Origin of the sequence: Leifsonia poae (assembly GCF_027921845.1) — a bacterium.
Lineage (GTDB): Bacteria > Actinomycetota > Actinomycetes > Actinomycetales > Microbacteriaceae > Leifsonia > Leifsonia poae.
In genome coordinates this window covers 651,208-675,057 of record NZ_BSEN01000006.1, presented here as the reverse complement: position 1 = coordinate 675,057, position 23,850 = coordinate 651,208, and the positions used below count along the sequence as shown (strand labels likewise).

General features: G+C 69.2%; 18 protein-coding genes. 4 read left to right on the top strand and 14 right to left on the bottom strand.

The genetic code is table 11. The features are described from left to right. Positions 1–38: 38 nt before the first annotated feature. From msuE to PKE84_RS10195, 6 genes are all read right to left on the bottom strand, one after another. Positions 39–635 (bottom strand): FMN reductase, encoded by a 597-nt coding sequence (gene msuE / locus PKE84_RS10220; RefSeq protein ID WP_271177117.1) that lies wholly within the window; start codon positions 633–635, stop codon positions 39–41. A gap of 248 nt (positions 636–883) precedes the next feature. After that, the gene (locus tag PKE84_RS10215; protein WP_271177116.1) at positions 884–1,414 is read right to left on the bottom strand and encodes a DUF302 domain-containing protein; all 531 of its coding nucleotides are present in this window, start codon (positions 1,412–1,414) and stop codon (positions 884–886) included. Positions 1,415–1,533: 119 nt separating this feature from the next. Continuing rightward, positions 1,534–2,094, bottom strand: a complete 561-nt coding sequence (locus PKE84_RS10210; protein ID WP_271177115.1) for an isochorismatase family protein — start codon at positions 2,092–2,094, stop codon at positions 1,534–1,536. Between the two features lie 144 nt (positions 2,095–2,238). Beyond that, positions 2,239–9,768, bottom strand: coding sequence for a DUF5979 domain-containing protein (locus PKE84_RS10205; protein WP_271177114.1), 7,530 nt, complete (start codon positions 9,766–9,768; stop codon positions 2,239–2,241). Positions 9,769–10,082: 314 nt separating this feature from the next. Continuing rightward, on the bottom strand, positions 10,083–11,072 hold the full coding sequence (locus tag PKE84_RS10200) for an Abi family protein (protein WP_271177113.1): 990 nt from the start codon (positions 11,070–11,072) through the stop codon (positions 10,083–10,085). 269 nt (positions 11,073–11,341) lie between these two features. Beyond that, entirely contained in the window at positions 11,342–12,358 is a 1,017-nt protein-coding gene (locus PKE84_RS10195; RefSeq protein WP_271177112.1) for a LacI family DNA-binding transcriptional regulator, read from the bottom strand. Between the two features lie 206 nt (positions 12,359–12,564). Here PKE84_RS10195 and PKE84_RS10190 point away from each other — a divergent pair, with 206 nt between their 5' ends. Continuing rightward, positions 12,565–13,212, top strand: a complete 648-nt coding sequence (locus tag PKE84_RS10190; protein ID WP_271177149.1) for a ThuA domain-containing protein — start codon at positions 12,565–12,567, stop codon at positions 13,210–13,212. After that, positions 13,197–14,303, top strand: coding sequence for a Gfo/Idh/MocA family protein (locus tag PKE84_RS10185; protein WP_271177111.1), 1,107 nt, complete (start codon positions 13,197–13,199; stop codon positions 14,301–14,303). The genes PKE84_RS10190 and PKE84_RS10185 overlap by 16 nt, the downstream gene beginning before the upstream one ends. Before the next feature lie 48 nt (positions 14,304–14,351). On the opposite strand, the gene PKE84_RS10180 is transcribed toward PKE84_RS10185, so the two are convergent. The 8 genes from PKE84_RS10180 to PKE84_RS10145 form a co-directional block, all read right to left on the bottom strand. Continuing rightward, positions 14,352–15,272, bottom strand: a complete 921-nt coding sequence (locus PKE84_RS10180) for an aldose epimerase family protein (RefSeq protein WP_271177110.1) — start codon at positions 15,270–15,272, stop codon at positions 14,352–14,354. After that, positions 15,269–16,555, bottom strand: a complete 1,287-nt coding sequence (locus tag PKE84_RS10175; RefSeq protein ID WP_271177109.1) for an ROK family transcriptional regulator — start codon at positions 16,553–16,555, stop codon at positions 15,269–15,271. Before PKE84_RS10175 ends, PKE84_RS10180 begins: the two co-directional genes overlap by 4 nt. After that, positions 16,552–17,808 carry an enolase C-terminal domain-like protein gene (locus PKE84_RS10170; protein WP_271177108.1) on the bottom strand — a complete coding sequence of 419 codons (1,257 nt, stop codon included), beginning with the start codon at positions 17,806–17,808 and terminating at the stop codon, positions 16,552–16,554. Before PKE84_RS10170 ends, PKE84_RS10175 begins: the two co-directional genes overlap by 4 nt. Before the next feature lie 37 nt (positions 17,809–17,845). Beyond that, positions 17,846–18,748 carry an NAD-dependent epimerase/dehydratase family protein gene (locus tag PKE84_RS10165; protein WP_271177107.1) on the bottom strand — a complete coding sequence of 301 codons (903 nt, stop codon included), beginning with the start codon at positions 18,746–18,748 and terminating at the stop codon, positions 17,846–17,848. Continuing rightward, positions 18,745–19,722: a carbohydrate ABC transporter permease gene (locus PKE84_RS10160; RefSeq protein WP_271177106.1), complete on the bottom strand. Its 978-nt coding sequence runs from the start codon at positions 19,720–19,722 to the stop codon at positions 18,745–18,747. The genes PKE84_RS10165 and PKE84_RS10160 overlap by 4 nt, the downstream gene beginning before the upstream one ends. After that, positions 19,719–20,669: a carbohydrate ABC transporter permease gene (locus PKE84_RS10155; protein ID WP_271177105.1), complete on the bottom strand. Its 951-nt coding sequence runs from the start codon at positions 20,667–20,669 to the stop codon at positions 19,719–19,721. The genes PKE84_RS10160 and PKE84_RS10155 overlap by 4 nt, the downstream gene beginning before the upstream one ends. Before the next feature lie 63 nt (positions 20,670–20,732). After that, positions 20,733–22,112, bottom strand: coding sequence for an ABC transporter substrate-binding protein (locus PKE84_RS10150; RefSeq protein ID WP_271177104.1), 1,380 nt, complete (start codon positions 22,110–22,112; stop codon positions 20,733–20,735). A gap of 239 nt (positions 22,113–22,351) precedes the next feature. After that, positions 22,352–23,050, bottom strand: a complete 699-nt coding sequence (locus PKE84_RS10145) for a hypothetical protein (protein WP_271177103.1) — start codon at positions 23,048–23,050, stop codon at positions 22,352–22,354. A gap of 239 nt (positions 23,051–23,289) precedes the next feature. Between PKE84_RS10145 and PKE84_RS10140 the strand changes: the two genes are divergently transcribed. Both PKE84_RS10140 and PKE84_RS10135 read left to right on the top strand, forming a co-directional pair. Continuing rightward, the gene (locus tag PKE84_RS10140; RefSeq protein WP_271177102.1) at positions 23,290–23,451 is read left to right on the top strand and encodes a hypothetical protein; all 162 of its coding nucleotides are present in this window, start codon (positions 23,290–23,292) and stop codon (positions 23,449–23,451) included. Beyond that, a complete protein-coding gene (locus PKE84_RS10135; RefSeq protein WP_271177101.1) occupies positions 23,448–23,744 on the top strand; it encodes a hypothetical protein in 297 nt (98 codons plus the stop codon). Before PKE84_RS10140 ends, PKE84_RS10135 begins: the two co-directional genes overlap by 4 nt. Positions 23,745–23,850: the final 106 nt, after the last annotated feature.

Below are 23,850 nucleotides of genomic sequence, written 5' to 3'. Positions count from 1 at the left end.
GCTTCTGCCGGCGGCGGCCGCGGTCGAACGGGGTTGCCTCAGAACGCGTCGGGCCGCGCGAACGTCGCCGGAGCGGCGTACGTCTCCGGGTCGATGTGCGAGCGGATGAGCGGCAGCGTGCGCGAGATCGACACCTGGATGCGCTCCTTGAGGTCATCCGACGTGATCTCGTAGTTCTCGAAGTCGCGCTCGCTCCCGTAGATGCCGAGCGGCAAAGTGAGCGACTGGAAGAACCCGAACAGCGGGCGCATCTGGTGCTCGACCAGCAGTGCGTGACGTTCGCTGCCGCCCGTGGCCGTCAGCACGATCGGCTTGTCCACGAGCGCGTACTGCCCGATGTGGTCGAAGAACAGCTTGAACAGGCCGGTGTACGTCGCACGGTAGGCGGGCGACCCGACCACCACGATGTCGGCGGCCTCCACCGCCTCGAGCGCGGCCTGCACGTTCGGGCCGAGCTGGCTGCGGAACGGACCCGCCCCCAGCTCGCCGAGCAGCGGCGCCAGTTCGATCACCGTCGCCGTTCCGCCGACCGCGTCCGCGAACGCCTCGGTCACACCGCGCACCAACGTGGTCGTGCGCGACGGATGCGTCGGGCTCCCGCTCACTCCGACGATCGAGATCGGCGAGCGCGTCATCGGAGCGACCCCGCCTTCGCCGGGTCGAAGGCCGTGCAGTTGGAACGCGTAGGCATGCTGAACTCCTGGCTTGGGGACGGGCTGAGTGGCACCACGCTAAGACTCGTCGCGCGCCGGTGTCGCGCATCCGGGGTCCGAAAACTCAACACGGAGTCATGTCCCGAAATCTGCTCGCAGATCCGGATGCGGCGCTGTACTCTCACGCGCCCTGCCCTCCCCTGGCGGCGGAGCGGCTACCGGCGGAGCGACTAGCGGCGGAGTGCCGCGGGACGCGGGAGGCCGAGTTCCTCGAGCAGGTCGCCGAGCATCCGGTCGAGTTCGTAGCCGGTCTGCGTGATCTTGTTGTTCTGCAGGCTGGTCAGCTGCGAGCTCGGCTGGTCGACGGTGAGCACGGTGCCTCCCGAGCGGTTCGCGTGCAGTTCGAGGCGGAGCGGCGCGTAGAGCATGACGCCGGCGTCGTGCCGGAACATCCTGGCCGCCGTCGCGTAGTCGCCGATCAGGTAGCTCGCGCTCGGGATGTCCGCGCCGCCGACCTTCATGATCGCGCTCGGGTAGTTGCGCCAGAACGTCACGAAACTGTGGATGCTGTTGCCGCCGGCCGCCTGCTGGAACGCCCGCCACTCCGCGCCGTTTGCCACCAGCTGCCGGAAGCGCTCCTCGTCGAGCGGCGGCACCTCGGCCTCGAACGCGCGCCGGAGCGTCTCGAAGGGCACCTCGGCTTCGATCTCGATCCGGTTCACCGAGACGGGCACCACCCGGTCTGTCGCGCGAAAAGCCACGACTCTATTCTGCGGGACCGTTCGACCGCATCCGGTTTCGTTGAGGGGTGGCAAACGCAGGGTTCGTCGGCGTGTTTAGGCGCATTTGCCGCCCCTCAACGAGAGGTGGGCGGCGCCGCTCAGCGAGAGGAGAAGGCGACGTCGGCGGCGGGGACGACGGCGGCGGTGCGGCCGGGGGCGCGGTGGTTGTCCCAGTAGAGGTTGGTGTGGGCGATCACCTTGTCGGGCGTCGGCGCACCCCAGTCGCTGAGGTCTTCGGTCGTGTGGGCGTCTCCCACCAGCGTGACGTCGTAGCCGCGCACCATCGCGCCGTGGATGGTCGACCGGATGCACTCGTCGGTCTGCGCCCCGGCGACGACGAGTCGCCCGACCCCCGCGGCAGCGAGCGCCTCCTCGAGCTGGGTCTCTTCGAACGCGTCGGCGTACTGCTTGGCGATCAGCGCCTCGGATGGCTCGCGCACCAGCTCGGGAACGTATTGCCACGCCTCGCTGCCGTACGGCAGATGCTCCTCATCCGAGTGCTGCGCCCAGATGACCGGCACGCCTTCGGAGCGCGCTCGGTCGACGAGCGAGCGGATGCGGGCGATGACGGCATCGCGCTCGTACGCCCCCTCGACAGCTCCGTTCTGCACGTCGAGGATCACGAGTGCCGTGTTCGGACGATCGGGAAGTGTTGTCATGTCGGCTGCCTCCGTGTTCCAGCATCCTCCCACCCGTGCCCATCGTCCACACCCTCCCCCCGGGACGAACGAGGGGTCCCGACACGCTGGCCCACCCTTTACGGATGCGGCGTGTCGGGACCCCTCATCGAACGCTGCCGGTGGCTAGGAGCGACCACCCAGGCGACCAGGGCGACGCAGACGGCGCAGGCGGTTCGCCACCAGGAGCGCGGCTCCCGCGAGCAGCGCCAGGCCGGCCAGCAGGGCGAACCCGCTCACGTCCGAGCCGGTCGAGGCGAGTCCGCTGCCACCCGCGCGCGGCGGGTCGACCACCGTTGCGCAGGCGGCCGTCGGGTCTTCGGCGCACGGGGTCAGCGAGGTGGGCGGCGTCCACGGTCCCGGCGGGTTCTCGACCGTCACGCGGTTCGTGGTGTCGGCCGGCGAGGTCAGCACGGCCTCCACCGTGAACGTGGTGCTCACGCCGACGGCCAGGGCGCCGATCGTCCAGGTGAGCATCCGGCCCGACACCGCAGCGGTCGGCGAGGTCGACACCAGTCGCAGCGGCGCCGGCATCGTGTCCGTCACCTTCACATCGTGCGCGTCGATCCGGCCGTCGTTGGTGACCGTGATCGTGTACACGATGGTGTCGCCGAGCGAGACCGAGTCGCGCGCGGCATCCTTGCGGATCGTCAGGTGACCGACGTCGAACGTGTTGGTCACGGTGACCGTCGCGGTCGCACCGGCACCGATGGTGACCACTCCGTCGGCCGGATCCATCGTCGTCGCGGTCGCGAGTCCCGCATCCGTCTCGACGATCGCGCAGCGGGCGCCGGCGATCAGGTTCGGCACGGTCGCCGTGTAGCCGTTGTCCTTCGACAGGCTGATCGTGCCATCGGCGCCCAGCTCGATCGGGGTGACGACACCGTCGACGACGTAGGTGCAGTCGACCGTGACGGTGAACGGTCCGGCGCCGAACTTCTCGACGCCGTCGCCGACGCGCTTCTTGACGATGGCGAGCGACCCGGTGTCGAACGTGTTCGTGATCGTCACGGTCGCCGGGGTTCCCGCCGGCACGGTCACACCGGATGCCGGCGCGACCACGACCGAGGTCGCCCCGCCCGTCGCGGTCTCGGTGACGTCGCAGTGGGCGCCCTGGATGAGGCCCGTGACGGTGGCCGTGTAGCCGTTCGCCGCGTCGAGCGTGACGAGGCCCCCGCCGGGCAGCAGGATGGTGAACTGCTGTCCGTCCTTCTGCCATGTGCAGACGAGCTGCGCGGTGAACGGTCCCGACCCGTAGGTCGCGACGCCGTCGCCCGTGCGCACCTTCTCGATGGTGACCGAGCCGGCCGAGAACGTGTTCGTCAGGTTCACGGTCACCGCGGCGACCGTCCCGTCGGTGTTGCCCGGAATGACGACGGTCGGAGTGTCGATCGTCGTCGACGTGGCGCCGCCGGTCTTCGTCTCGGCGATGGCGCACGAGGTTCCCGCCGGGAACGTCCGCGGCACGGCTTCGGTCTCCCCGCCCACGATGGAGAGATCCCCGTCGAACAGCGTCTGCGTGCCGTAGACGCAGGTGACGTGAGCCGTGAACGGGCCGCCGCCGAAGTCGCCGGCGGCATCCCCGTCGACCGTCTTGGCGATCGAGAGCGTTCCCGCGGCGTAATGGTTCGTGACCAGCGCGGTGTTGCCGCCAGCCGCATCCGCGATCGTGATGGTCGCCTGCGGGCCGGACGTCTCCGCCGCGCCGTTCACCGAGATGGCGACGTGGTTCGGAGCCGTGGCTGCACCGTCGCTTCCGGTCTCCGTCAGCTCGCAGCGCGCTCGCACAGGGAGGTCGCCGATCGTGTGCGAGCCGCCGTCGGCGAGCGAGAACGCGGCGTCCCCGGCCGGCAACGGGATGGTCTGACCGCCCGCTGCCACGCAGCTCAGGGTGAAGCCGAACGGCCCGAACGTGCCCGCGGTCGCCGCGGTGTCGACCTTCTTCGTGACGGTCAGCGCCGTCACGGCGTAGTCGTTCACGATGGCGACCGACTGGTCGGCGGGGACGGCATCGGTGCTCGAGCCCGAGGCGCGGATCGTCACACTCGCCGGCGTGACCGTGCGGGTCGACTCGCCGTACGAGCCTTCGGCACCGTGCTCCGTCACGCGGCACACCGAGCCGACGGGGATCCCGTCGACCCTGGCAGCGTAGCCGTTCGCATCGCTCAGGGTCACCGATGAGGCCGCGCCCAGGTCGACCGTCGCACCGTCGACCGTGCACGCGACATCCGCCACGAAACTGGTCGGGGCGTACGCGGCGCCCGGTCCGGTGATCGCCTTGGTGATGCGCAGGGAACCGCCGGTCAGGATGACGCCCGACTTGATCGGCTCCTGGGGTCCGGCCGGCTGCGAACCCGACACGTAGGTGGGGTAGAAGCCGAACGAGTTCCAGGCGCGCACACCGGTCACGGGCGCTGAGACCGGGGCCCGGTCGTCGCCGGCCGTGGTCGTCGGCACGTTGGTCGACGAGTAGGTCACCTTGAGCACCGCTCCGGGAGCGAGTGTGCCGCCGGAAGCCCGCGAGAAGTCGAACGCCAGCTTCACGCCCGTGACGTCGCCCGCGTCGATCGTGTCGCCGACCGCGCTCGACGGGATCCACGATCCGGCCGGGCACGCCGCGCCGCCCGGGGTGAGTTCGGTGACGCAGGGGTTCACGGCGGTGCTGACGAACCACGCCATCGACGAGCCTGCCGCCTCCGCGCTCGGCGTGAACGCGAGGTCGGCGTTGAAGCGGGGGGAGAAGACCGATCCGCGCTGCGACGGGTCGACGACGCCGACATCACCCGGATGCGGGAAGACGTCGATCGCGACGAGGTTGCGGGCCGCGACGTTGCCGCCGTTCACGATCTCGAGCTTCCAGGTGTCGGTCGCTCCGATCGCGCTGACCGCAGCGCACGGGTACCGGTAGAAGCCGTCGCCGTCGGAGGTGCAGGGTACCGCGGGGTTCGCGATGTTCTGCGCCTTGCCGGTCGTCGAGCTGACGCCCTTCGATGCCGTGAACGATCCCTGCGCCAGCGTGGTGACCACGTTGTTCGTGCTGCAGGTGTTGCTCGCGAGCGAGACCGGGCGGCCGTTGCCGGCGTTCAGGGCCGTGCATCCGGCGAAGGTGCGGTCGCTGGTCACGCCGAAGGTGTTGAGCGCAGTCGTGCCGGGGTTCGCGCCCGGCTTGATCTGCAGGGTCAGCGTGATCGAGTAGGTCTCCCCCGGCGCCAGGCGGGAGCCGGCGGGCCAGACGAACCGGATGGTTCCGGCCGCTGGGTCGTAGGTGCGCGTGATCGTCGCACCATCGGTCGGGAGGGTTCCCCCGGTCGAGGTGGCGTAGACGGGCACGTTGGTCGGGACGAAGAGGAGCGTTCCGTCGGACGGCAGCGTGTCGGTCACGACCGGGTTCGGCAGGTAGCCGGTGCCGGTGTTCTTGAACCGCAGGGTCCACGGGACCTCGCGCCCGGCAGCCGCCTGCCCCGGCGAGGTCTTCTCGACCGCGATCGTCGCCGTTCCCGGCGTCACCGTGAAGGTCGCCGTCGCTGTGGCACGAGTGGCGTGGATGGCGTTGTACGCGGCGTCGGCGAACACCGTGTCGGTGACCGTGCCCGCCGCGGTCTCGCCCGGCATCGGGGCGGCGACGATGGTCGAGGTGACCGGACCGGAGCCGTCGCGCAGGGTGGAGCGCAGCGACACCTTCAGCTGGATGTTGTCCACATTGTTCGAGGCCGCGAAGCTCGCGCCGTCGACGCGGCTGAACGTGAACCGCAGGCCCGTGACGTCGGCCGCCATCACATCGGAGGGAAGCGCGGCCGCGGCGAGCGTCGTCGGCGTTCCGTTCGTTCCGTGCCAGGTCGCGCCGGCGCCCTGTCCCGTCTGCGCCTCGACCAGCACCCGGTTCGCCCCGGTGGGCGCGGTCGGGATGCTGAACGACCCGAGAGTGAAGGCGTTCCAGAACGTGACCCTCGAGTCCTCGACGACGAGCACCTTCGGGGAGATCGTGCCGGTCGAGCGCGCCCCGAGGAGCACCGTGATGGGCGAGACCGGGTTGGCTTGCAGCGTGCTGCCCGGGGTGATGCTCTTGCGAGCCGTCACGGCGATGTTGCCGCTGACCAGGGCGACGTTGGCGCCGGCGCTGTCGCCGGCATCCGCGGTCGGATAGACCTCGTCGTGCAGGGTGCCGAACGCGGTGTTCGGCACGGTCGACGGGATGGGGGTGGCGCCCGTCGCCCGCGCGGTCTGGCGCAGCTGAGTGGCGAGCGTCACCGTGGCCTTCTGCCCCGGTGCGATCGAACCGCCGGAGCCGTCGGCGCCCTGCGCGTTCGTGCCGCGCAGCAGCACGCTGACGCCGACGACGTCGGACAGATCGGTCGCAGACTTCGCAGCGGCAGCGGCAAGGCTCACGTTCTCGGTCGACAGGGTTCCGTCGGCGGCGCGGTGCAGCAGCGAGACCTGGCTCAGCGACGGCTGCACCCCGGCGGCGTTGGTGAGGTCGACCTTGATCGCGGTGAGGTTCAGCGTCTCGAACGGGTTGCTCGCCGCGACGTACGGCCCGAAGACGCACGGCGCGTTCGCGGCGGCGTTCGTGCACTGCACGGGGTCGCTCAGCCGGAGCTGCCAGGTGTTCGTCGTCGAGGTGTTCTCGATCGTGGTCGTGTAGGTCGTCGTCGGGTAGGCGGTCCCTGGGACATCCGGCTGCGGGATGACCAGGCTGGTCGCCGACGCCGACTTGGTGACCTTCGTGGTGAACATCGGGTCGATGATGGTGACGTGGTCGGCCGCCGTGCGGGTGAACGGTGCGCCCGACGCGGGCTGGCCGGTGACCTTCACTGTGTTGTCGACCGCTCCGGGAGACCCGGCCATGTTGTAGGTGCGGGTGCCGGTCACCCAGTCGTCGATCGCGCTGTTGCGCACCGCGTTGCGGAGCTGGAGATCGAGGTGCATCGTGCGGGCATCCGGATTCGCGCCGGGGAATGCGCCGGCTGAGGCGCTCGCGACGCCGGAACCGACGAACGGGGCCGTCGCGTCACCGGATGCGGCGATCGCGGTGGCGCGGTCGGGACGCTCGATCACGGTGAGCCGCACGCCCTGCGTCGACGCACGCTCGGCGGTCGAGAGCGTGTAGCCCGGGAAGGTGCCGCTACAGGCCTGCGCGGTGGCACAGGCCTTGCTGGTGATGTCGACCCAGCTCGTGCCGTCGAACAGCTCGACCTTCGAGACCGCATCCCAGCGGATGAGCGGATCGTACGTCGCACCCGCCGTCGAGGTGGGCGTGATGGCGTCGATGCGCACCAGGTCGAACGCCTGGAACACGCTCCCCGAGAGCGGCGACTCGGCCGCCGGGTCCTGGATGGTCATCGAGGTGATGCCCGACGTCTGGGTTCCCCAGCCGAGCGTGACACCGGTGGTGGTCTTCGACTGCGCCTGCAGCACCTTGGTGCCGTCCCACGCCTTCGAGGCGATCATCGGGCCGGGGCCGCCGTCGGTCGCCTGGACGTTCGCGGCGGCGCAGTCCACGGCGACGGCGCTGTCGATCGGCGTGCCGCCGTTGATGGTGCCGCTCGCCTGCGCGCTCGCGCAGTTGTCGTACGGGGTGAGCGTCGGGTAGGTGCCCGGGTTCGTGACGCCGCTGCCGTCGCGCAGCTCGCCGCGGGCGACGAACACGATGCCGGGCTTCACAGCGGTCGCCTGGCCGAAGCCGCTCGCATCGGCGAACGCGAACTGGAGCCCGACGACGTCGGAGTGCGAGGTGCCGGACGAGAGCACGTCGTCGAGCACGCGCGAGTACGTCTTCGCGGCGGTCGTCGCGTCGACCGTCTCGAGCGTCTTCCAGGTCGTGCCGTCGGTGGTGTAGCGGACCGTGAGGGTCGAGCCCTTCGGGACCGAGGTCGGCGCGACGGCGGCTGCGTCGAAGGCGTTCCAGTACGGAGCGGTCGCCGTGCTCCGCGGCTCGGTGATCACGATCGACGCCGGCCGCACCGAGCTCGTGCCCGACGGCGTCTGGGCCTGCAACTGCACGAGGCTGGTGCCGCCCGGGATGACGGTCTGCGGTGTGATGGTCTTGTCGAGGGTGAGCTTGACCTCGGGGAAGTAGACGTCGAGGTCTGCGCTCGCGGGGTCGGTGGCCGTTCCCGCGGCGTTGACGCCGGTCACCATGGCCTCGTTCGGGTAGCGGGTGAAGCCGGCGCCTGCCGGTCCGGCGGCCGTCGTGGTTGCGACCGTGAACGGGACGATGGCCGTGGCACCGGTGCTGATCCGGCCGGTGTAGGTGATCTCGAAGCCGGTGAGGTACTGCCCGGCGTCGACCGCGGGGGCCGACGGCGGTGCATCGCCCTCGGCGAACGACGAGTCGGCCGGGGCAGTGCCGCCGCTGACGAACCACTTCACCGTGGCCCCGGTCGCACCGTCGGGCCACGCGCTGCCGGCTGCGAAGCCGCCGAAGCTGACGTCGTTCGTGAAGAAGGTGCCCGTGCCGGGCTCCCGGATGGTCAGTGAGGTGAGCGCACCGGTCGAGGTGTTGCGCGCCGTCAGCTTCGCGGTGGTCGACTGGCCGGCGGGGAGCTGCTGGGTCGCGAACGACTTGTCGGCGGCGACGCTGACGGTGAGCGGTGCGATGACCTGGCTTGCGCTCACGCGCTGAGCCGGCGCGTCGCCGTTCGGCGTCGAGACGGCGCCCGCGATCGTGTTGACACGCGTGCCGCCGGCGACGAGGGTCGCCGAGGTCGCCCGGTTGGCGGCGCGCTGCGTCAGGGTGAGCTCGACGGAGCCGGCCGTGCCGCCGGTGACGATGGTCGCGCCGGTGGACGAGCTGAAGACGAAGCGCAACGAGGTGACCGTGCCTGGATCGACGCCGGTGGGGAGCACAGGGGTCGTGCCGACCGGACCTGCGATCGGGGCACCGCCGGCGGTCGCGACGACCTGAACCTGGTCGGCGCCTTCGGGGAAGACGACGTCGCCGAAGCCGGACAGGTCGTAGAAGTTGAAGGTGCTGCCGGCAGCGGCAGGGTCGGCGGGCTCATCGATCGCGAGCGAGGACGCGTCGATGTTCGAGCCGTTGCGCACGCCGAGGGTCGTCGTGGACTCCTCGCCGGGCTGGAACTGCGTCGACAGCGGCGCCCAGGTCTTGGTGACCGTCGCGGCGATCACGTCCGGGATCTGAACGGTGACGGGAGCGGAGGCAGAGACGGTCGCGGCGTTGGCGGCGGCGAACGTGGCGGTGTTGGTGAGCACCGTGCCGTCGTAGGACTTCGCGGCGTCATCCGGCAGCTTCACCTGGAACTGGACGGAACCGGTCGTGCCGGCGGCGAGACCAGTGCTCGCGGGGGTGGTGTTCGGAACGCTGTCCTTGAAGACGACCTTCAGGGTGTTGCCGGTGACGGTCGTGGTCACGCTCCCGGCACCGACCACGGTCGGGGTCCCCACGACGACCAGGGGCGCCGGAATCGGGTCGGTGAGCGTCGCATCCACGCAGCCGGTGGTCGTCGACGAACACCCGAAGTTGAGGGTGTAGACGAACTGCTGCCCGGGCTTGACGGTCGCGGTGCCGGCCACCTTCGACAGGTTGAGCACACCGGATCCGAGCTCATCGGCGCTGGCCGCTGGCGCGCCGAGCGCGAGGCCGCCGATCAGGGCGACGACGACACCGGCTGCGACAGCGGCGGGCGCGCGGAGCACGCCGCGCCGCCTGTCGGAGCGGGTTGCCGGGCGGGTTGCCGGGCGGGTTTCGGAGCGCTTTCGGGCGCGCGAAAAGAAGGACTGCAGTCGGGTAAGCAACAGTTTCCCCCAGGAAACAGTAGGGACCTGGGTACGCCTCGGGTGGCGCTCGCCCGTTCGGGTCAGGCAAGAATCCCTACACAGACCTTTCTATCGGGGTACAAGACTTGTCCGCACTATGGGGGACCACCCCAGTCCTGGGGGCGTCCTCCATAATGAGGACACGGGACGATCAGCTCCGTCGCCGATCGAGCCCGGCGCGCCTCATCGGTCGCTCATCCTCGCGTCCACAGCGCCTGAGTCTCCCACCCGAGAGGTACGCCCATGTCGGCAAGCGAGAGGGCGCCCTGGGGAAAGTCGTGCAATTGCGCTGCCAGGCGACGATTCCAGTCGCAGGACGGATCGATGACAGAGATCAGGTAGGCCATGATCGCGAGCGCGTTGTATGTGCCGAACGTCGCTTTCGAGCCATCCTCGGTGCGAAGGTGCCCTAGGAGGGGAACCTGCTCGAAGGTAGGACGGCTGGGGGCGATAACCAGCATGCGGTTGAAGAGCCTCGCATGATGTGCCGAGACGTTCCGCACATAGTTGAGGCTCGAGATCCAGCTTCCGAACATCTTTTTCGTAGGCACGGCGTACGTTGCGGCGATCCGGCTGGCGAGATCGTTCTGAAGACCGCCGAACAGCTGCCCCAGCTGGCCGAATTCGAGGATCTCCGTGAGCGCCCATATGGGAAGCCTGCCGTCGTACCGATCACGAAAATGAGCGACGAAGGCCTCGTCGGAACCGTTCTGTCGGTCCTGAATGCGGGCAAGCATTCGCGAAAGCTTGCTCGGCCTTTGCTCGCCGGTTTCCTCGTCGAGGTGCTCGGCCGTGAACGACGACGTGTACGACTTCGGATCCTGATGTGCGAACGCAGACCGCTCGCCCAACGTATAGGCGACCTGCATGCGCAAAGAGACTTCGATCCGCTCGACTCCCTCCAGAACCAGCACGCGGAGACGTCGGTCAAAATCGATGAGCTCAGCCGCATAAGCGACAGTCGTGCCGGCTCGGTAGTCAGCGAGAACCCGCACCTTCTGCCTGCCGTCGTCGATGTACGTTTCGGACAGACGGAACGGGTAAAGGTATCCGGACAGACGGTAGTAGCCGATCTTCGCCAGCAGATCGCGACCCTCGGCACGGGAGACCACCGTGACGCCGCGGCTCTCGAGCTTGTCCACCTGCTCGTCGAGCGTCAGCCATGGCTTGCTGTATTCAGGCACAGCGCTTCCCGTTAAAGAAAATCAGCCCGAGCCGTGAGGCGAGCGGGCTGATCGTGATGGTTAGAGATTAGCACGCACCCCAGGAAAACTGATCCGTCGAAGCACCACCTCGCATCATTCCTGCTTGACACAAATTCCATGCGCGAGATCATCGCCGAGGCATCCGAGCCACGTACGCGAGGCGCTCGAAGATCGGCGCAGCGACAGCGCCAATTCTCCGCCGACCTCCGCACAGTGAAGCTTTCGCGATGTCGTCGCGTCGCGCGCCGTCAGCCTGTGGCCGGCCCGGTCGACTCCCTCAGGAGCAGCCGCGTCGACAGCTCCTCGCGAAGCGTGCCCGCCGCCGAGCCGCTGCGCAGCCGAAGCAGCATCCGCAGTGCAGCGGAACCCATGTCGGCGATCGGCTGTTCGACGGTGGTGAGGCGCGGGCGCACCCACTCCCCCTCGGGCAGATCGTCGAAGCCGACGATGCTGACATCCTCCGGGATGCTGAGGCCGCACTCCTCGGCCGCCTCGTAGACGCCGAGCGCCATGTGGTCCGAGCAGGCGAAGATGCCCGTCGGGGGTTCGGCGGTGCGGAAGAGTTCGAGCGCTGCCTGGCGCGCGCGGTCCCGCTTCCAGTCCGCGAAGGCGACCCGCGGCACGGGACGGTCGCCGTGCATCCCGACCGCCGAACGGAAGCCGTCGACCCGCGCCTGGCTGTAGAGGTGCTCGCGCCGACCCGCGATGACGGCGAGGCTGCGATGCCCGAGCCCGAGCAGGTGCTCAGCCGCGGCATGAGCTCCGGCCCAGTTCGCGGCGCCGACGCTCGACACGGACGCCGGCGGCTGCGAGACCGGGTCGAGGAGCACGACCGGAACTCCGGCCGCCTGCAACGCGTTGAGCTGCGGAGCCGAGGCGTTCACGAGCGCGAGCACCACACCGCGCGACGGGCGGGCGAGCAGCCGCGTCAGCCATCCCTCGTCGGGAAGTCGCGCGACGCTCACGACGAGGTCCACCCCGGCATCGACGGCGGCCTGCTCGACGCCGCTGAGCGCGCGGTTGGCCCAGGTTCCCTCGATCCCGCTGATCACCAGATCGACGAACGCATCATCGCCGCGCGCATCCGCGATCGACCGCCCGGCCGGCCGCACGTAGCCGAGTTCCGACACCGCCTCGAGCACGGCCGTGCGTGTCTCGTCCGACACGTCGCTGCGGCCGTTGAGCACCTTGGAGGCGGTCGGGATGGTCGTGCCGGCGCGCTGGGCGACGTCGCGCAACGTCGCGCGTCGATGACTGACAACCATGCGGCAAGCATACTCACGGCTAGTTGCGCAACAAATATCCTGTTCACGCGCTTGAGGGCCGGATTCCGGTGTGAAACGATTCTCTGGTCGCATACCGCACTGTGTGGTTTGCGCAAGTTACAAGGGAGTATCACGTGGCAATCACGCCGCCCACCCCGGAACGGACGAAGCGCGCCCTGGTGGTGCGCGGCGGCTGGGACGGGCACATGCCGGTCGAAACCACCGACCTGTTCATCCCGTTCCTCGAGGCGAACGGCTTCGACGTTCGCACCGAGGAATCGACGGCGGTCTACACCGACGGCGACTACCTCGACACGGTCGACCTCATCGTGCAGATCAACACGATGAGCACCATCGAGCGCGAGGAGTTCGCCGGCCTGCAGCGCGCGGTGCTGAACGGCACCGGTCTCGCCGGCTGGCACGGCGGCATCGCCGACGCCTACCGCGACAACGCCGACTACCTGCACATGATCGGCGGCCAGTTCGCCCACCACGCGGGCAAGGCTCCCGACGAGCGCGTCGGCGCGCAAGAGGACAACTACATCCCGTACACGGTCCACATCACCGAGTACGGCAGAACGCATCCGATCACGCAGGGCATCGACGACTTCGACCTCGTCACCGAGCAGTACTGGGTGCTCAGCGACGAGTACAACGACGTGCTCGCGACCACGACACAGGATGCTCGACCGTGGGACGCCTGGAACCGCCCGGTCACCTCGCCCGCGATCTGGACCAGGCAGTGGGGCAAGGGACGCGTCTTCGTCTCAGCCCCCGGGCACCGGCTCGAGATCGTCGAGAGTCAGCCGGTGCGCACCATCATCGAAAGGGGACTGCTGTGGGCAGCACGCTGAACATCGGAATCATCGGCGCCGGCGCCATCTCGGGCGCTTATCTCTCGACCTTCCGCCGCCTCGAGGCCGTGCGCCTGGTGGCGATCGCCGACCTCGACGAGGGCCGCGCCCGCGCCGCCGCCGAGGCGGAGGGCGTGCGCGCGTCGACCGTCGACGAGTTGCTCGCGGCGCCCGACATCGACGTCGTGCTCAACCTGACCATCCCGGCCGCGCACTCCGAGGTCGCACTGAAGGCGATCGCCGCAGGCAAGGGCGTGTACGGCGAGAAGCCGCTCACGGCGACGCTCGCGGACGCGAAGCGCGTCGTGGAGGCCGGCCGTGCCGCCGGGGTGAGGGTCGGATGCGCGCCCGACACCGTGCTCGGCACCGGAATCCAGACCTCGCGGAAGGCGATCGACGACGGCCTGATCGGCACCCCCATCGCGGCGACCGCGGTGATGGTCACGCCCGGACACGAGCGCTGGCATCCGAACCCCGACTTCTACTACCAGCCGGGCGGCGGACCGCTGCTCGACATGGGGCCGTACTACGTGACCGCGCTCGTGACCATGCTCGGCCCCGTCGTCTCCGTGGTGGGATCGGCGAGCCACACGCGGCAGTCCCGCACCATCGGCTCCGGACCGCGCGCGGGCGAGGTCGTGCCGGTGGATGTGGACACCCACGTCACCGGGGTGCTCCGCCACGCATCCGGAGCCCTCTCGACGCTGGTGATGAGCTTCGACGCCGTCGCGACCAGAGCATCCAATATCGAGGTGCACGGCGACGCGGCATCGATGGTCGTGCCCGACCCGAACGGCTTCGACGGCGACGTGCGGCTGCGACCGCTCGGCTCGGACGACTGGGAGACCCTGGAACCGAGCGCCGGCTACTGCGACGCCGCCCGCGGCTACGGTCTGGCCGACCTCGCGGCGACGCCCGACGGGGTCGAAGCACGGGCCAACGGCGACCTCGCCCTGCACGTGCTCGACATCATGGAGTCGCTGCTCACGGCCTCGGCGACCGGATCCACGGTGACGCTCGAGACCACCTGCGAGCGACCCGCAGCGGTGCCGCTCTCCGACGCCCCCGGCGGCGTGCGCGCTCTCGTCTGAGCGCGACCGATCGTGCGGTAACGCGACGCGGGCGCGGTCCGTGTCGCGTTATCGCACGACTAGCGCCGTGAGCGACACCGTCGACGCCAGCGACTCCCCGGGCGCGAGACGCAACGGCCCGAGCGACTCAGGATCGGCGTCGTACGGCCGCGACGCCGGCTCGACCGCGATCGCATCCACCTGCCCCCACCACGGAAAACCCTCGCCGGCGTGGTGCTCCTGCCACACGAACGCGTGCGGCAGCACCGACGAGTCCCATGAGAGCGTGACCTCGATCCCGGCACGCGGGTTCCGGATGCGCGCCACACCCGGAGCCGGGGCCGCGTAGGCGCCGAAGTCGCCGTGCCCCTGCCCCGCAGCTGGGAAGGTCACCGGCAGCACGCGCCCACCCAGCTCCACGACGGTCGTCGCGTCGATCAGCGCCGGGCCGAACGCCGGATGCTCGGTCCAGCTGAACGAGACCGGGCGGCGGGAGCGATTGGTGAACTCCTGCACGATGTCGATGCCGTCGGCACGCATCCGGAAGGTGCGCCTCAGCAGAACCGGGACCGTGCGCAACGCCACCTCCCACACGCTCGCACCGGATGCCGCTTCCGCTTCGACGTGCCGCCACAGCCGCCAGGCGGCCTCGCCGTGGAACGGATGCTCGACCCCGTCGAGCGTGCGTGCGTCGCCGGAGTGCGGCGCCAGCACATGCCAGCCGCCCGGGTAGCGCCGGTGCCATTCGGCCGACGAGCCGGACAGCGGCGGCGAGCCGTCCCAGTCGTCGGCGGCCCACGGGGTCGTCGCAAGCAGTTCGACCGCGGGATCGAGCATCCGCAGCGACGCCAGCCGTGCGCCGCGCGGGTCGATCAGCGCGGTGAAGCCCGGTGCGGCTCCGGCGGCTCCGGCGGCTCCGGCAGTTCCCGCCGTTCCCGTGGGTCGATCGACAGCGGCCGCCTGGAGTTCGAGGAGTGCTGCATCGCTCACAGCAGGCTGTACTTCTGCGTCCTCCGCACATACGGCGCGAACGAGGCGTGGAAGATCATCGACGCCGCGCCGACTGCGCCGGCGCCCTCGGGGATCAGCGACTGCTCGACCGTGACATGACGCGCGGATCGCGCCGTCGGCAGTTCGTTCACTGCGCGGTCGATCGTGGCGAGCACGAGCTGCTGCAGCTCCGGCTCGAACGCGGGACCCCCGACGACGAGCGTCGGCAGGTCGAGCAGGTCGACCAGGGCAGCAGCGCCGAGCGCGATGATGTCGGCGATCTGCTGGGCGGCGGCGTACGCGGCGGGGTCCCCTCGCCCGACCTCACGGCACATCTCCTGGTAGGTCACCGCTGTGCCCGAATACCCGAGTTCGCGCGCGATCTCCGGGAGCGCGGCCGTCGGGTTGCATTCGCGCACCAGCATCGGGCGCCCCTGCGCGTCGACGTTGCCGATGCGGATGGCGCAAAGCTGGCCGAACTCGCCCGCGTTGGCGCTGACGCCGCGGTAGGCCTCGCCGTTGAGAACGAGCCCGGAGCCCATGCCGGTGCCGAAGTAGAGGTAGGCGAAGTCGCCGGCTCGCGCCGTGCGCCCGATCCAGCGTTCGCCGATCGCGGCCGCGGCGCCGTCCTTCTCGACCACGACCGCGCATCCGAGCCGGTCGGCGAGGAGCTGCCGCAGCGGAACGTTGCGCCAGGCCTCCGACAGCGGCAGGTCGAGCAGCGAGCCGTCCGTCGTGATCGGTCCCGGCACGGCCACGCCGACTCCGAGGAACGCCGACCCGACGAGCTCGGGCCGGGCGAGCATCTCCTCCGAGCAGAGGGCGATCGCGTCGACCAGGGCATCCGGCGCCATGTCGTGCGTGAGCGGGATGCTGCGCCACACGATGATCGTGCCGTCGAGATCTGCGAGCACCACCGACATGAGTTCGGGGTCCACGAGCACGCCGATCGCGTGGGCGGCAGCGGCGCGCAGCCGCACCGGCGTGCGGGGCTTGCCCAGCCGCTCGGTGCGCTCCTGCTCCCCCTCGGCGAGCAGGCCGCGCTCGAGCAGCACCCTCAGGATGCGCGACACGGACTGCTGGGTGAGGCCGGTGAGCTCGGAGATCTCGGTGCGGCTGATGGTGCCGGCCTGCCGGATGGTCTCGATGATCGTCGCCTCGTTGAACGAGCCCAGGTCGTACTGGTTCGCTCCCGGCTGCTGACGCTGAGTCGACCGCTGTCGCTGCGCGCGATGGATGAGCACATCGCCCGCGCCGCGCGGCGGTTCGCTCAGCTGGGTCACGGTGCCTCCAATGCGCCATCGGGCCGGCGGACGCCCGCGGCCCACGCGTCGTGTCCCGAGAGCTCCGCCGGATAGCGGGCGGCGGCATCCTCGTCGATGTCGATGCCCCACCCCGGGGCATCGTTCGGCGTGAGATAGCCGCTCTCGATGCGCAGGGTCCCTGGGAAAACGTCGTGCGTGGCCTCATTGTAGATGTGGCCTTCCTGGATCCCAAAGGCCACCGAGGTCACATCGAGGGCGACGTTCGCGGCCGCCCCGATCGGCGACGTGTCGCCGGGACCGTGCCACGCCGTGCGCACTCCGCTCAGCTCGGCGAGGTCCGCGATCTTGCGGGCGGGGGTGAGCCCGCCGATGTCGGAGACGTGACTGCGGATGAAGTCGACACCGCCGTCGCGCACGAGCCGAACGGCATCCGTCAGCGAGGTGGTGAGCTCGCCGACCGCCAGCGGCACCGGGCTCGCGGCGCGCACCTCGGGCAGCCGGTCCCAGTGCTCGGGCGGCAGCACGTCTTCGAGGAAGAACAGGCCGTACGGCTCGAGCGACCGGGCGAGGATGACCGCCTCCTTGGGCGTCAGTCGCGAGTGCACGTCGTGCAGCAGCTCGGTGTCGCGGGGCAGCGCCGCGCGCGCGGCCTCGAACAGCTCGGGGACTCGGCGCAGATAGTCGCGCGCGCTCCAGCCGTTGCGGTACGGAGCATCGGGGTACACGGTCGGCAGCGCCGGTGCGCCGTAGCCTCCGCCGCCCGGCGTCGAGAGCTGCAGCCGGATGTGCCGCCAGCCCTCCTCGATGAAGCCGTGCGCCTGCTCGATCGCTTCGTCGGCCGTGCGCCCCGCCGCGTGGATGTACGTGTCGGCCGCCGCGCGCACCTTGCCGCCCAGCAACTCGTGCACCGGAAGCCCTGCGCGCTTGCCCGCGATGTCCCAGAGCGCCTGGTCGACGCCCGAGATCGCGTTGTTGCTCACCGGGCCACCGCGCCAGTATCCGGTGAACGCGCACAGCCGCACGAGGTCGGTGATGTCGCCGGGGTAGCGCCCGACCAGCAGGCGCGCGAGGTGCTCGTCCACGAGCGTCTGAACCGCCTTCCATCGCTGCGTGAAGGTGGCGCAGCCGAGGCCGTACAGCCCCGGCACGTTCGTGTCGATGCGCACGACGACGAGCGCCGTTCCTTCCGGCGCGGTCGTGATCGCGCGCACCGAGGTGATCTCGATGTTCTCGCGCGGCGGCCACGGGTTGGCGAAGGTGTCGAAGGTCATGACTCTCTTTCTGCTGGTGGGTCTCGGAAAACCGGTGCTACGGCAGGTCGGTCGCGGGCAGTTCGGTCGCGGGCAGGTCGGTGGTCTCGACCGGCAGTTGGTGCTCGGCCCGGAAGCCGATGAGCTCGCGGGCCGGGGTCAGATCGATCGGGACCTCGCGCTCGACGAAGCGCCGCGTGCGGGGCACCCCCGGCGCGAAGCGGTCGAGCAGCTCCTCGGTGCGGTACGGCGCGCTGGTGGTGTCGGCCGCGAGGAAGAACGCGTGGGCGCCGCGCGTCGAAGCGGTGAGGCCCAGTTCGATGGCTCGCGCCGCATCCCGGGTGTCGAGGTACGACCACCCCTCCCGCACGCCCTCGCCCGGATCCGCCGCATACCCGCGACTCTGCTCCAGCAGGGCATCCGGACTGTTGACATGCGGGAAGCGCAGGGTGACCACGTCGATCCCCCAGTGCCGCCAGGCCATCCGCGCCGTGTTCTCGTCGTTGCGCTTGGAGAGCGAGTACCAATCGCCGAGATCGAACGGGATGTTCGTGTCGATCGGAAAGTACGCGGGAAGCAGTTCGACCACGTTCTGCGGAAGACCATACGAGTTGATGCTGCCCGCAACGACGGCCCGCTCGATGCCGAGCGCGCCCGCCTGCGCCAGCACGTTGAACGTCGAGACGACATTGACGGAGTACACGTCGTACGGGGTGCCCGCGTTCTTGTGCGCCAGCGCGGCGAGATGCACGACGAGGTCGACCCCGTCGAGCGCATCCCGAACGTCGGCCTCACTGGTGGTGTCGCCCACCAGCACGCGATCGGCGCCGGGATGCTCGGGTGGTGTGCTCGACAACGCCGTCACCCGCGCTCCGGCTGCCGCCAACCGCTCGACCGTGACCGAGCCGATCCGCCCGGAGGCTCCGGTCACCAGCACACGTGCGCCCGCGACACCGCTCATCCCTTCACCCCTCCCGCCGTGCCGACCCCGCGCAGGAACTGCTTCTGGAACGCGACGAACAGGATGACCGGGATGATGATCGTGAGGAACACCGCCGCCATCTGCACCGCGAACGGGGTCGGGCCCTTGGCCAATGCGGGAAGCGCGACCGAGACCGGCTGCAGGTTCGGGTTCGGCAGCACGAGCATCGGCCACAGGAAGTCCTTCCACGAGGCGACGATCGTGAGCAGCGCGACGACGCCGATGATGGGGCGCGAGAGCGGGAGCACCAGCTTCGTGAAGGTTCTGATCGGCCCGGCGCCGTCGATCTTGGACGCCTCGATGAGTTCACGCGGGATGGAGTCGAAGAAGTTCTTGAGCACGATGACATTGAACGCGCTCGCACCCGCAGGAAGCCAGACCGCCCAGAACGTGTTCTGCAGGCTGATGCCGGCGACGGGCAGCTTCAGGATGGTCAGATAGAGCGGCACGAGCGAGATGATCCCCGGCAGGAAGAGCGTGGCGAGGATGGCACCGGTCAGCCAGGGCGCCCACTTCGGCCGCAGCACGCTGAGCAGGTAGGCGCCGGTGGTGCAGACGAACAGCGTTGTGATGGTCGAACCGATGGCGAGGATCGCCGTGTTGCCGAGCGAGAGCCCGATCTGCGCGCCGTTCCACGCCTTGATGAAGTTGCCCCACTCGTTCGGCTGGAACCAGATGCCCATCGGGTCCGAGATGATGGCCTGGCTGCTGGTGATCGACGCCTTCGCCGACCAGGCGAGCGGCCCGAGACCGGCGAACACGAGGCCGGCGAACACGAGGATCTGGATGATCCACATTGCGACCTTCACCCCGGGCCGTCTGCGGTCGGCGATCGAGATCGCGCCCCGCTCCTTCGGCTCGGCCTTCCTGGCTCGGCGCCGCTCGCCGGCCGACGCCTCGGCCAGCGTCTGATCGTTGACGGTCGACACGAGGGTGTCGTCGATGACACTCATGAGCGGCTCCATTTCCGGGTGGCGAAGAAGTAGACGAACGAGAGCAGCCCGAGGAAGACCGCGAGCAGCACGCTCAGCGCGGTGGCCGCTCCGTAATCGCCGTTGACGAACGCGTAGTTGTAGATCTTCAGCAGGATGGTCTGGGTGGCGTTGTTGGGACCGCCACCGGTGAACAGGTACGGCTCGGTGAACAGCTGGAAGGTGCCGATCAGCTGCAGGAGCATCATCGTGAAGATGATGTTGCGCAGCTGGGGCAGCGTGATGTGCCAGATGCGCGACCAGATGCCGGCGCCGTCGATCTCCGCGGCCTCGTACAGCTCGGTGCGGACCGTGCCGAGAGCGGCGAGGTAGATGATGGCGGTCGAGCCGGCGCCCGCCCAGGTGGCGTAGAGCACGATCGACGGCATCGCCATCGCCTCGGAGTTGAGCCACGGGAACGGGCCGAGCCCGAACCAGCCCAGCATCGTGTTGAAGATGCCGGACCCCGACGGGTCGTAGAAGAACTTCCAGAGCAGGATGGCGGCGACCGGGGGAACGACGGCCGGGAGGTAGGCCAGCGTGTTGTACAGCCAGTCCCACCGGCGGAGCTCGTTGATGAACACCGCCAGCATGATCGGGATCGGGAAGCCGATGATCAGCGCCAGCACGGCGAAGTACGCCGTGTTCAGCACCGCCTGCGGAAGCCCGGGATCGGCCAGGACGTACTCGAAGTTCTTGAGACCGACCCATTGGGCCGGGGCGACGAGGTTGGTGCGCTGGAGGCTCAGCGTGATGCCCTGAACGATCGGGCCCCACGAGAAGTAGAGGAAGATCAGCACGATCGGGATCGCGAATCCGACCGCGGACAGACCTCCGGCGTTGTACCAGCGCTTCCAGGAGAAGCGCCGGCGCGTGCGGACTGGCTCGGGCCGCGACTGTCGCGCGGTGAGCTCGAGGGTTTTCGTCATCGTTGTCGACCTTTCGACCGTCCGGCTGCCGGAGCCGCGATGCGACCCCGGCAGCCGAGCGGATCAGCGCTGAGCCTGAGCCAGGATTCCGTTGATGGTCTGGGATGCCTGATCGAGCGTCTGCTTGATGTCGATGTTCTTGTCGGTGAGCACCTTCTGCACCACCGGGTCGAGCGCCGCGTACGTCTGCTGCGTCGCCACGGGAGGCTCGGGGATGAGCTTGAGGGTCGAGTCGGTGTAGCCGGAGAACTGGTCGACGGGAACGTTGATCAGGTCCTTCACCCAGCCGAGGTACCGCTCGTTCACCTTGTCCGAGACGGGAGGCAGGCTCGGCAGACCGACCGGGTTACCGGATGCGACGGCCGCCTTGGCGTTCGAGATCGCGAGCTTCTCGTTGTAGTACTGCTCGAACTCGTAGTACTTGATCCACTTGAGGGCCGCGAGCAGCTCGTTCGGCGACGCCTTCACGTTGAACAGCTTGAGCGTGCCGCCGGTGAGGGTGCCGTTCTCGCCGTTCGCCTGAGGAAGCGCTCCCTCACCGAAGTTGGCGGCATCGAACCCGTAGTTGTGCGTGGCCTGCTGGAAGATGTCCGGAGCCTGCATCACGATGCCGATCTTGCCGGCGGAGAACGCCTGACGGGCCTGGTCCTGGTCGTACAGGAACTGGTTGCCCATCGAGTTGTCCTCCCAGCGCATGTCGTGCAGCAGCTGGAGCGCCTGGGTGGTGGCGGGACCGAAATCGGTCTTCGTGCCCTCGACGTTCTGGATGCGGCCACCCATGCTGTAGGTCATCGTGGTGAGCATCCAGCCGCCGGTGTTGTTGGCGGTCAGCTGCGCATACCCGGCGACGCCGGGGACCTTCTCGGAGATGGTCTTCGCGTCGGCGCGCACCTCGTCCCACGTGGTCGGCGGCTTGTCGGGGTCGAGCCCCGCCTGCTGGAAGATCTTGCGGTTGTATGCCAGCCCGACCGAGAACAGGCCGGTCGGAACGGCGTAGATCTGGCCGTCCTTGTCCTGAACGTTCTTGAGGGCGAGCGGGTTGAGGTCGTCGACCATGTCGAGCTCTTTGAGGTACGACGTCATGTTCGGCGCCTGACCGTTCTGGATGAGCTCGTGGCTGTAGGTGAGCGAGACGCCCATGACGGTGGGAAGGGTCCCACCCGCGAGCTTGGCCTGGAACGTCTGGGCGTCCCACGTCTCGGTCGACGGTTTGACCGTGATGTTCGGGTTCTGCTTCTCGAAGTCCTTGACCCGCAGAAGGAAGTTCGCCCGGTCGGCGGGCTGGTCCGCCTTGGGCATGTCGCCGACGGTGATGGTCACCTTGGCCTTCGGATCGGCTTGGGATGCGCCGCCTGATTCGGTGCCGCCACCCGAACAGGCGGTGAGCCCTAGAACGCCGATCACGCCGGCCGCAAGGGCGAAGCGCAGCTGTTGTCTCTTCATTGAAACTCCTGATCTATGCACCCAGAGTGGGTTGCTGCGACTATAAAACCAAGAGTGTTACTAAATCAAAACTTGCGCAAGTAAAGCCTCGCGGCCCCCGCGTTTTGGGGCAAAAGTCGACTCTGAGCGCGCCAGAGTCGACTTTTCACCCAAATGTTCGAGCGGGTATTGACGTCGAGGAGTCGAGGAGCGCGGAGCGCGTCGGGGCTGACGTCCCGAGCCGGTGAGGGCGCCGGCGGTCAGAAGCCGCCGAAGTCGCCTCCGCCGCCGAAGTCTCCCCCGCCACCGAAGTCGCCGCCGCCCCAGCCGCTGTCGCCGGAGCCGCCGTCCCAGCCGGCGGCGGACGCGTCGGCGCCCGATCCGGCGTCGGCCGAGCCGGCGTCGCCGCCCGTGTCGCCGGAGCCGGCGTCTCCCCCGTTGTCGCCGGAACCGTCGCCGGAACCGTCGCCGCCCGCGTACGCCTGCGGGTCGGGCAGGAACGAGCTCACGATCGCGGAGCCGATCACGTAGCCGGCAACACTTCCGAGCAGCGACGTGGCGAACATCCCGCCGAAGCCCATGCCGCCGGCCCCGCCGGCCATGCCGCGACCACCGCCGAGCGAACGCTCGAGCGTTCCCGGCTGGCGCAGCTCCGACCGGGTCGCCGCCTGCGCAAGCGAGCGCGGGTCGTCGCCCCGCGGCTGGTCACCGGCCGGCGCGTTCTCGCTGAGCTGGGTGAAGAGCAGCCGGCGCTGCTCCGGGGTCAGCTTCGCGAACGCTTCTTCGTGCACCTGCTCGATGGTCTCCGGCGGAGCCGTGCGCAGGAGGTAGCGGTAGCGCTCCACCGCGATCTCGTCGTCGGTGCGCTGCGCTCCCTGCTGGCCCCTCGCGGGAGCGTTCTGTGCTGGAGCGTTGTGCTGCGGCTCTTCACGGCCGAGCAGGCGGTCGAGGAATCCCATGGTCCACTCCGATCGAGAGGCGACGGATGCGCGGGTCGCAATCTGTACGTCTTCACAGAATCATCCCGCCCGCGGCTGAGCGCGGACTGTGCCCGCGCCGCGCATCCGCCGGATGGCCGGGGCTGCCACTACCGCGTTCGACGACTCTGTCAAGGGGTGACTTTCTTACTTCGTGATTCTCTTACTTTGTGAGAAAGTTTGGGTGTAAGAGAGTTTGTCCGACAGATTGGGGCCGTCAGATGAGTATGTTCGTTCGAGCGGTGGGCGCTGCCGCCAGCCCGTTCAGTGAGGTCCGTGAAGCGGCGCGCGAGCGCATCCTGGTGCGCACCGCCGGCGTCGCCTGCGGTGTGTGCGTCATCACGACCGCCGGTCTCCTCGCGATGTCGGGGTCGCTCGCATGACGCTCCTCGACCACTCCACCACCAGCCGGACCGCCACCACCAGCCGGACCGCCACCACGCAGGCCGCCCCCGAAGAACTCGAGGTGGCCTGGCGCCTCGCCGACACGGACTTCTGGGTCGCCTCCTACAACGGCTACTTCGGCGGGACGATCGACCGCAACGGCGACCACTTCTATGTGCGCGACACGTTCGCCCAGTATCTCGGCGATTTCGGCGACCTCGTGGCGGCTCAGCTCCACCTCGAACGCCATCTCGGGCGTCTCCTCTTCACCAAGCTCAGCGATCTGCCGTGAGAGGCGCGATGCACATGTGCAGCGCCGGGCTCGATCGGGTTACCCTAGCCCCGACGAGCACGCGACGGCCCGGAGAGCCGTCGTAAGTAGCAAGGGAGTCCGATAG

What these genes read in the sequence shown, in the direction of transcription:
- PKE84_RS10160 (WP_271177106.1), bottom strand. Translation starts at nt 19,722, where the DNA reads ATGAGTGTCATCGACGACACCCTCGTGTCGACCGTCAACGATCAGACG.
- PKE84_RS10190 (WP_271177149.1), top strand. Translation starts at nt 12,565, where the DNA reads ATGCCGGTCGAAACCACCGACCTGTTCATCCCGTTCCTCGAGGCGAAC.
- PKE84_RS10165 (WP_271177107.1), bottom strand. Translation starts at nt 18,748, where the DNA reads ATGAGCGGTGTCGCGGGCGCACGTGTGCTGGTGACCGGAGCCTCCGGG.
- PKE84_RS10135 (WP_271177101.1), top strand. Translation starts at nt 23,448, where the DNA reads ATGACGCTCCTCGACCACTCCACCACCAGCCGGACCGCCACCACCAGC.
- PKE84_RS10170 (WP_271177108.1), bottom strand. Translation starts at nt 17,808, where the DNA reads ATGACCTTCGACACCTTCGCCAACCCGTGGCCGCCGCGCGAGAACATC.
- PKE84_RS10145 (WP_271177103.1), bottom strand. Translation starts at nt 23,050, where the DNA reads ATGGGATTCCTCGACCGCCTGCTCGGCCGTGAAGAGCCGCAGCACAAC.
- PKE84_RS10155 (WP_271177105.1), bottom strand. Translation starts at nt 20,669, where the DNA reads ATGACGAAAACCCTCGAGCTCACCGCGCGACAGTCGCGGCCCGAGCCA.
- PKE84_RS10210 (WP_271177115.1), bottom strand. Translation starts at nt 2,094, where the DNA reads ATGACAACACTTCCCGATCGTCCGAACACGGCACTCGTGATCCTCGAC.
- PKE84_RS10150 (WP_271177104.1), bottom strand. Translation starts at nt 22,112, where the DNA reads ATGAAGAGACAACAGCTGCGCTTCGCCCTTGCGGCCGGCGTGATCGGC.
- PKE84_RS10140 (WP_271177102.1), top strand. Translation starts at nt 23,290, where the DNA reads ATGAGTATGTTCGTTCGAGCGGTGGGCGCTGCCGCCAGCCCGTTCAGT.
- msuE (WP_271177117.1), bottom strand. Translation starts at nt 635, where the DNA reads ATGACGCGCTCGCCGATCTCGATCGTCGGAGTGAGCGGGAGCCCGACG.
- PKE84_RS10195 (WP_271177112.1), bottom strand. Translation starts at nt 12,358, where the DNA reads ATGGTTGTCAGTCATCGACGCGCGACGTTGCGCGACGTCGCCCAGCGC.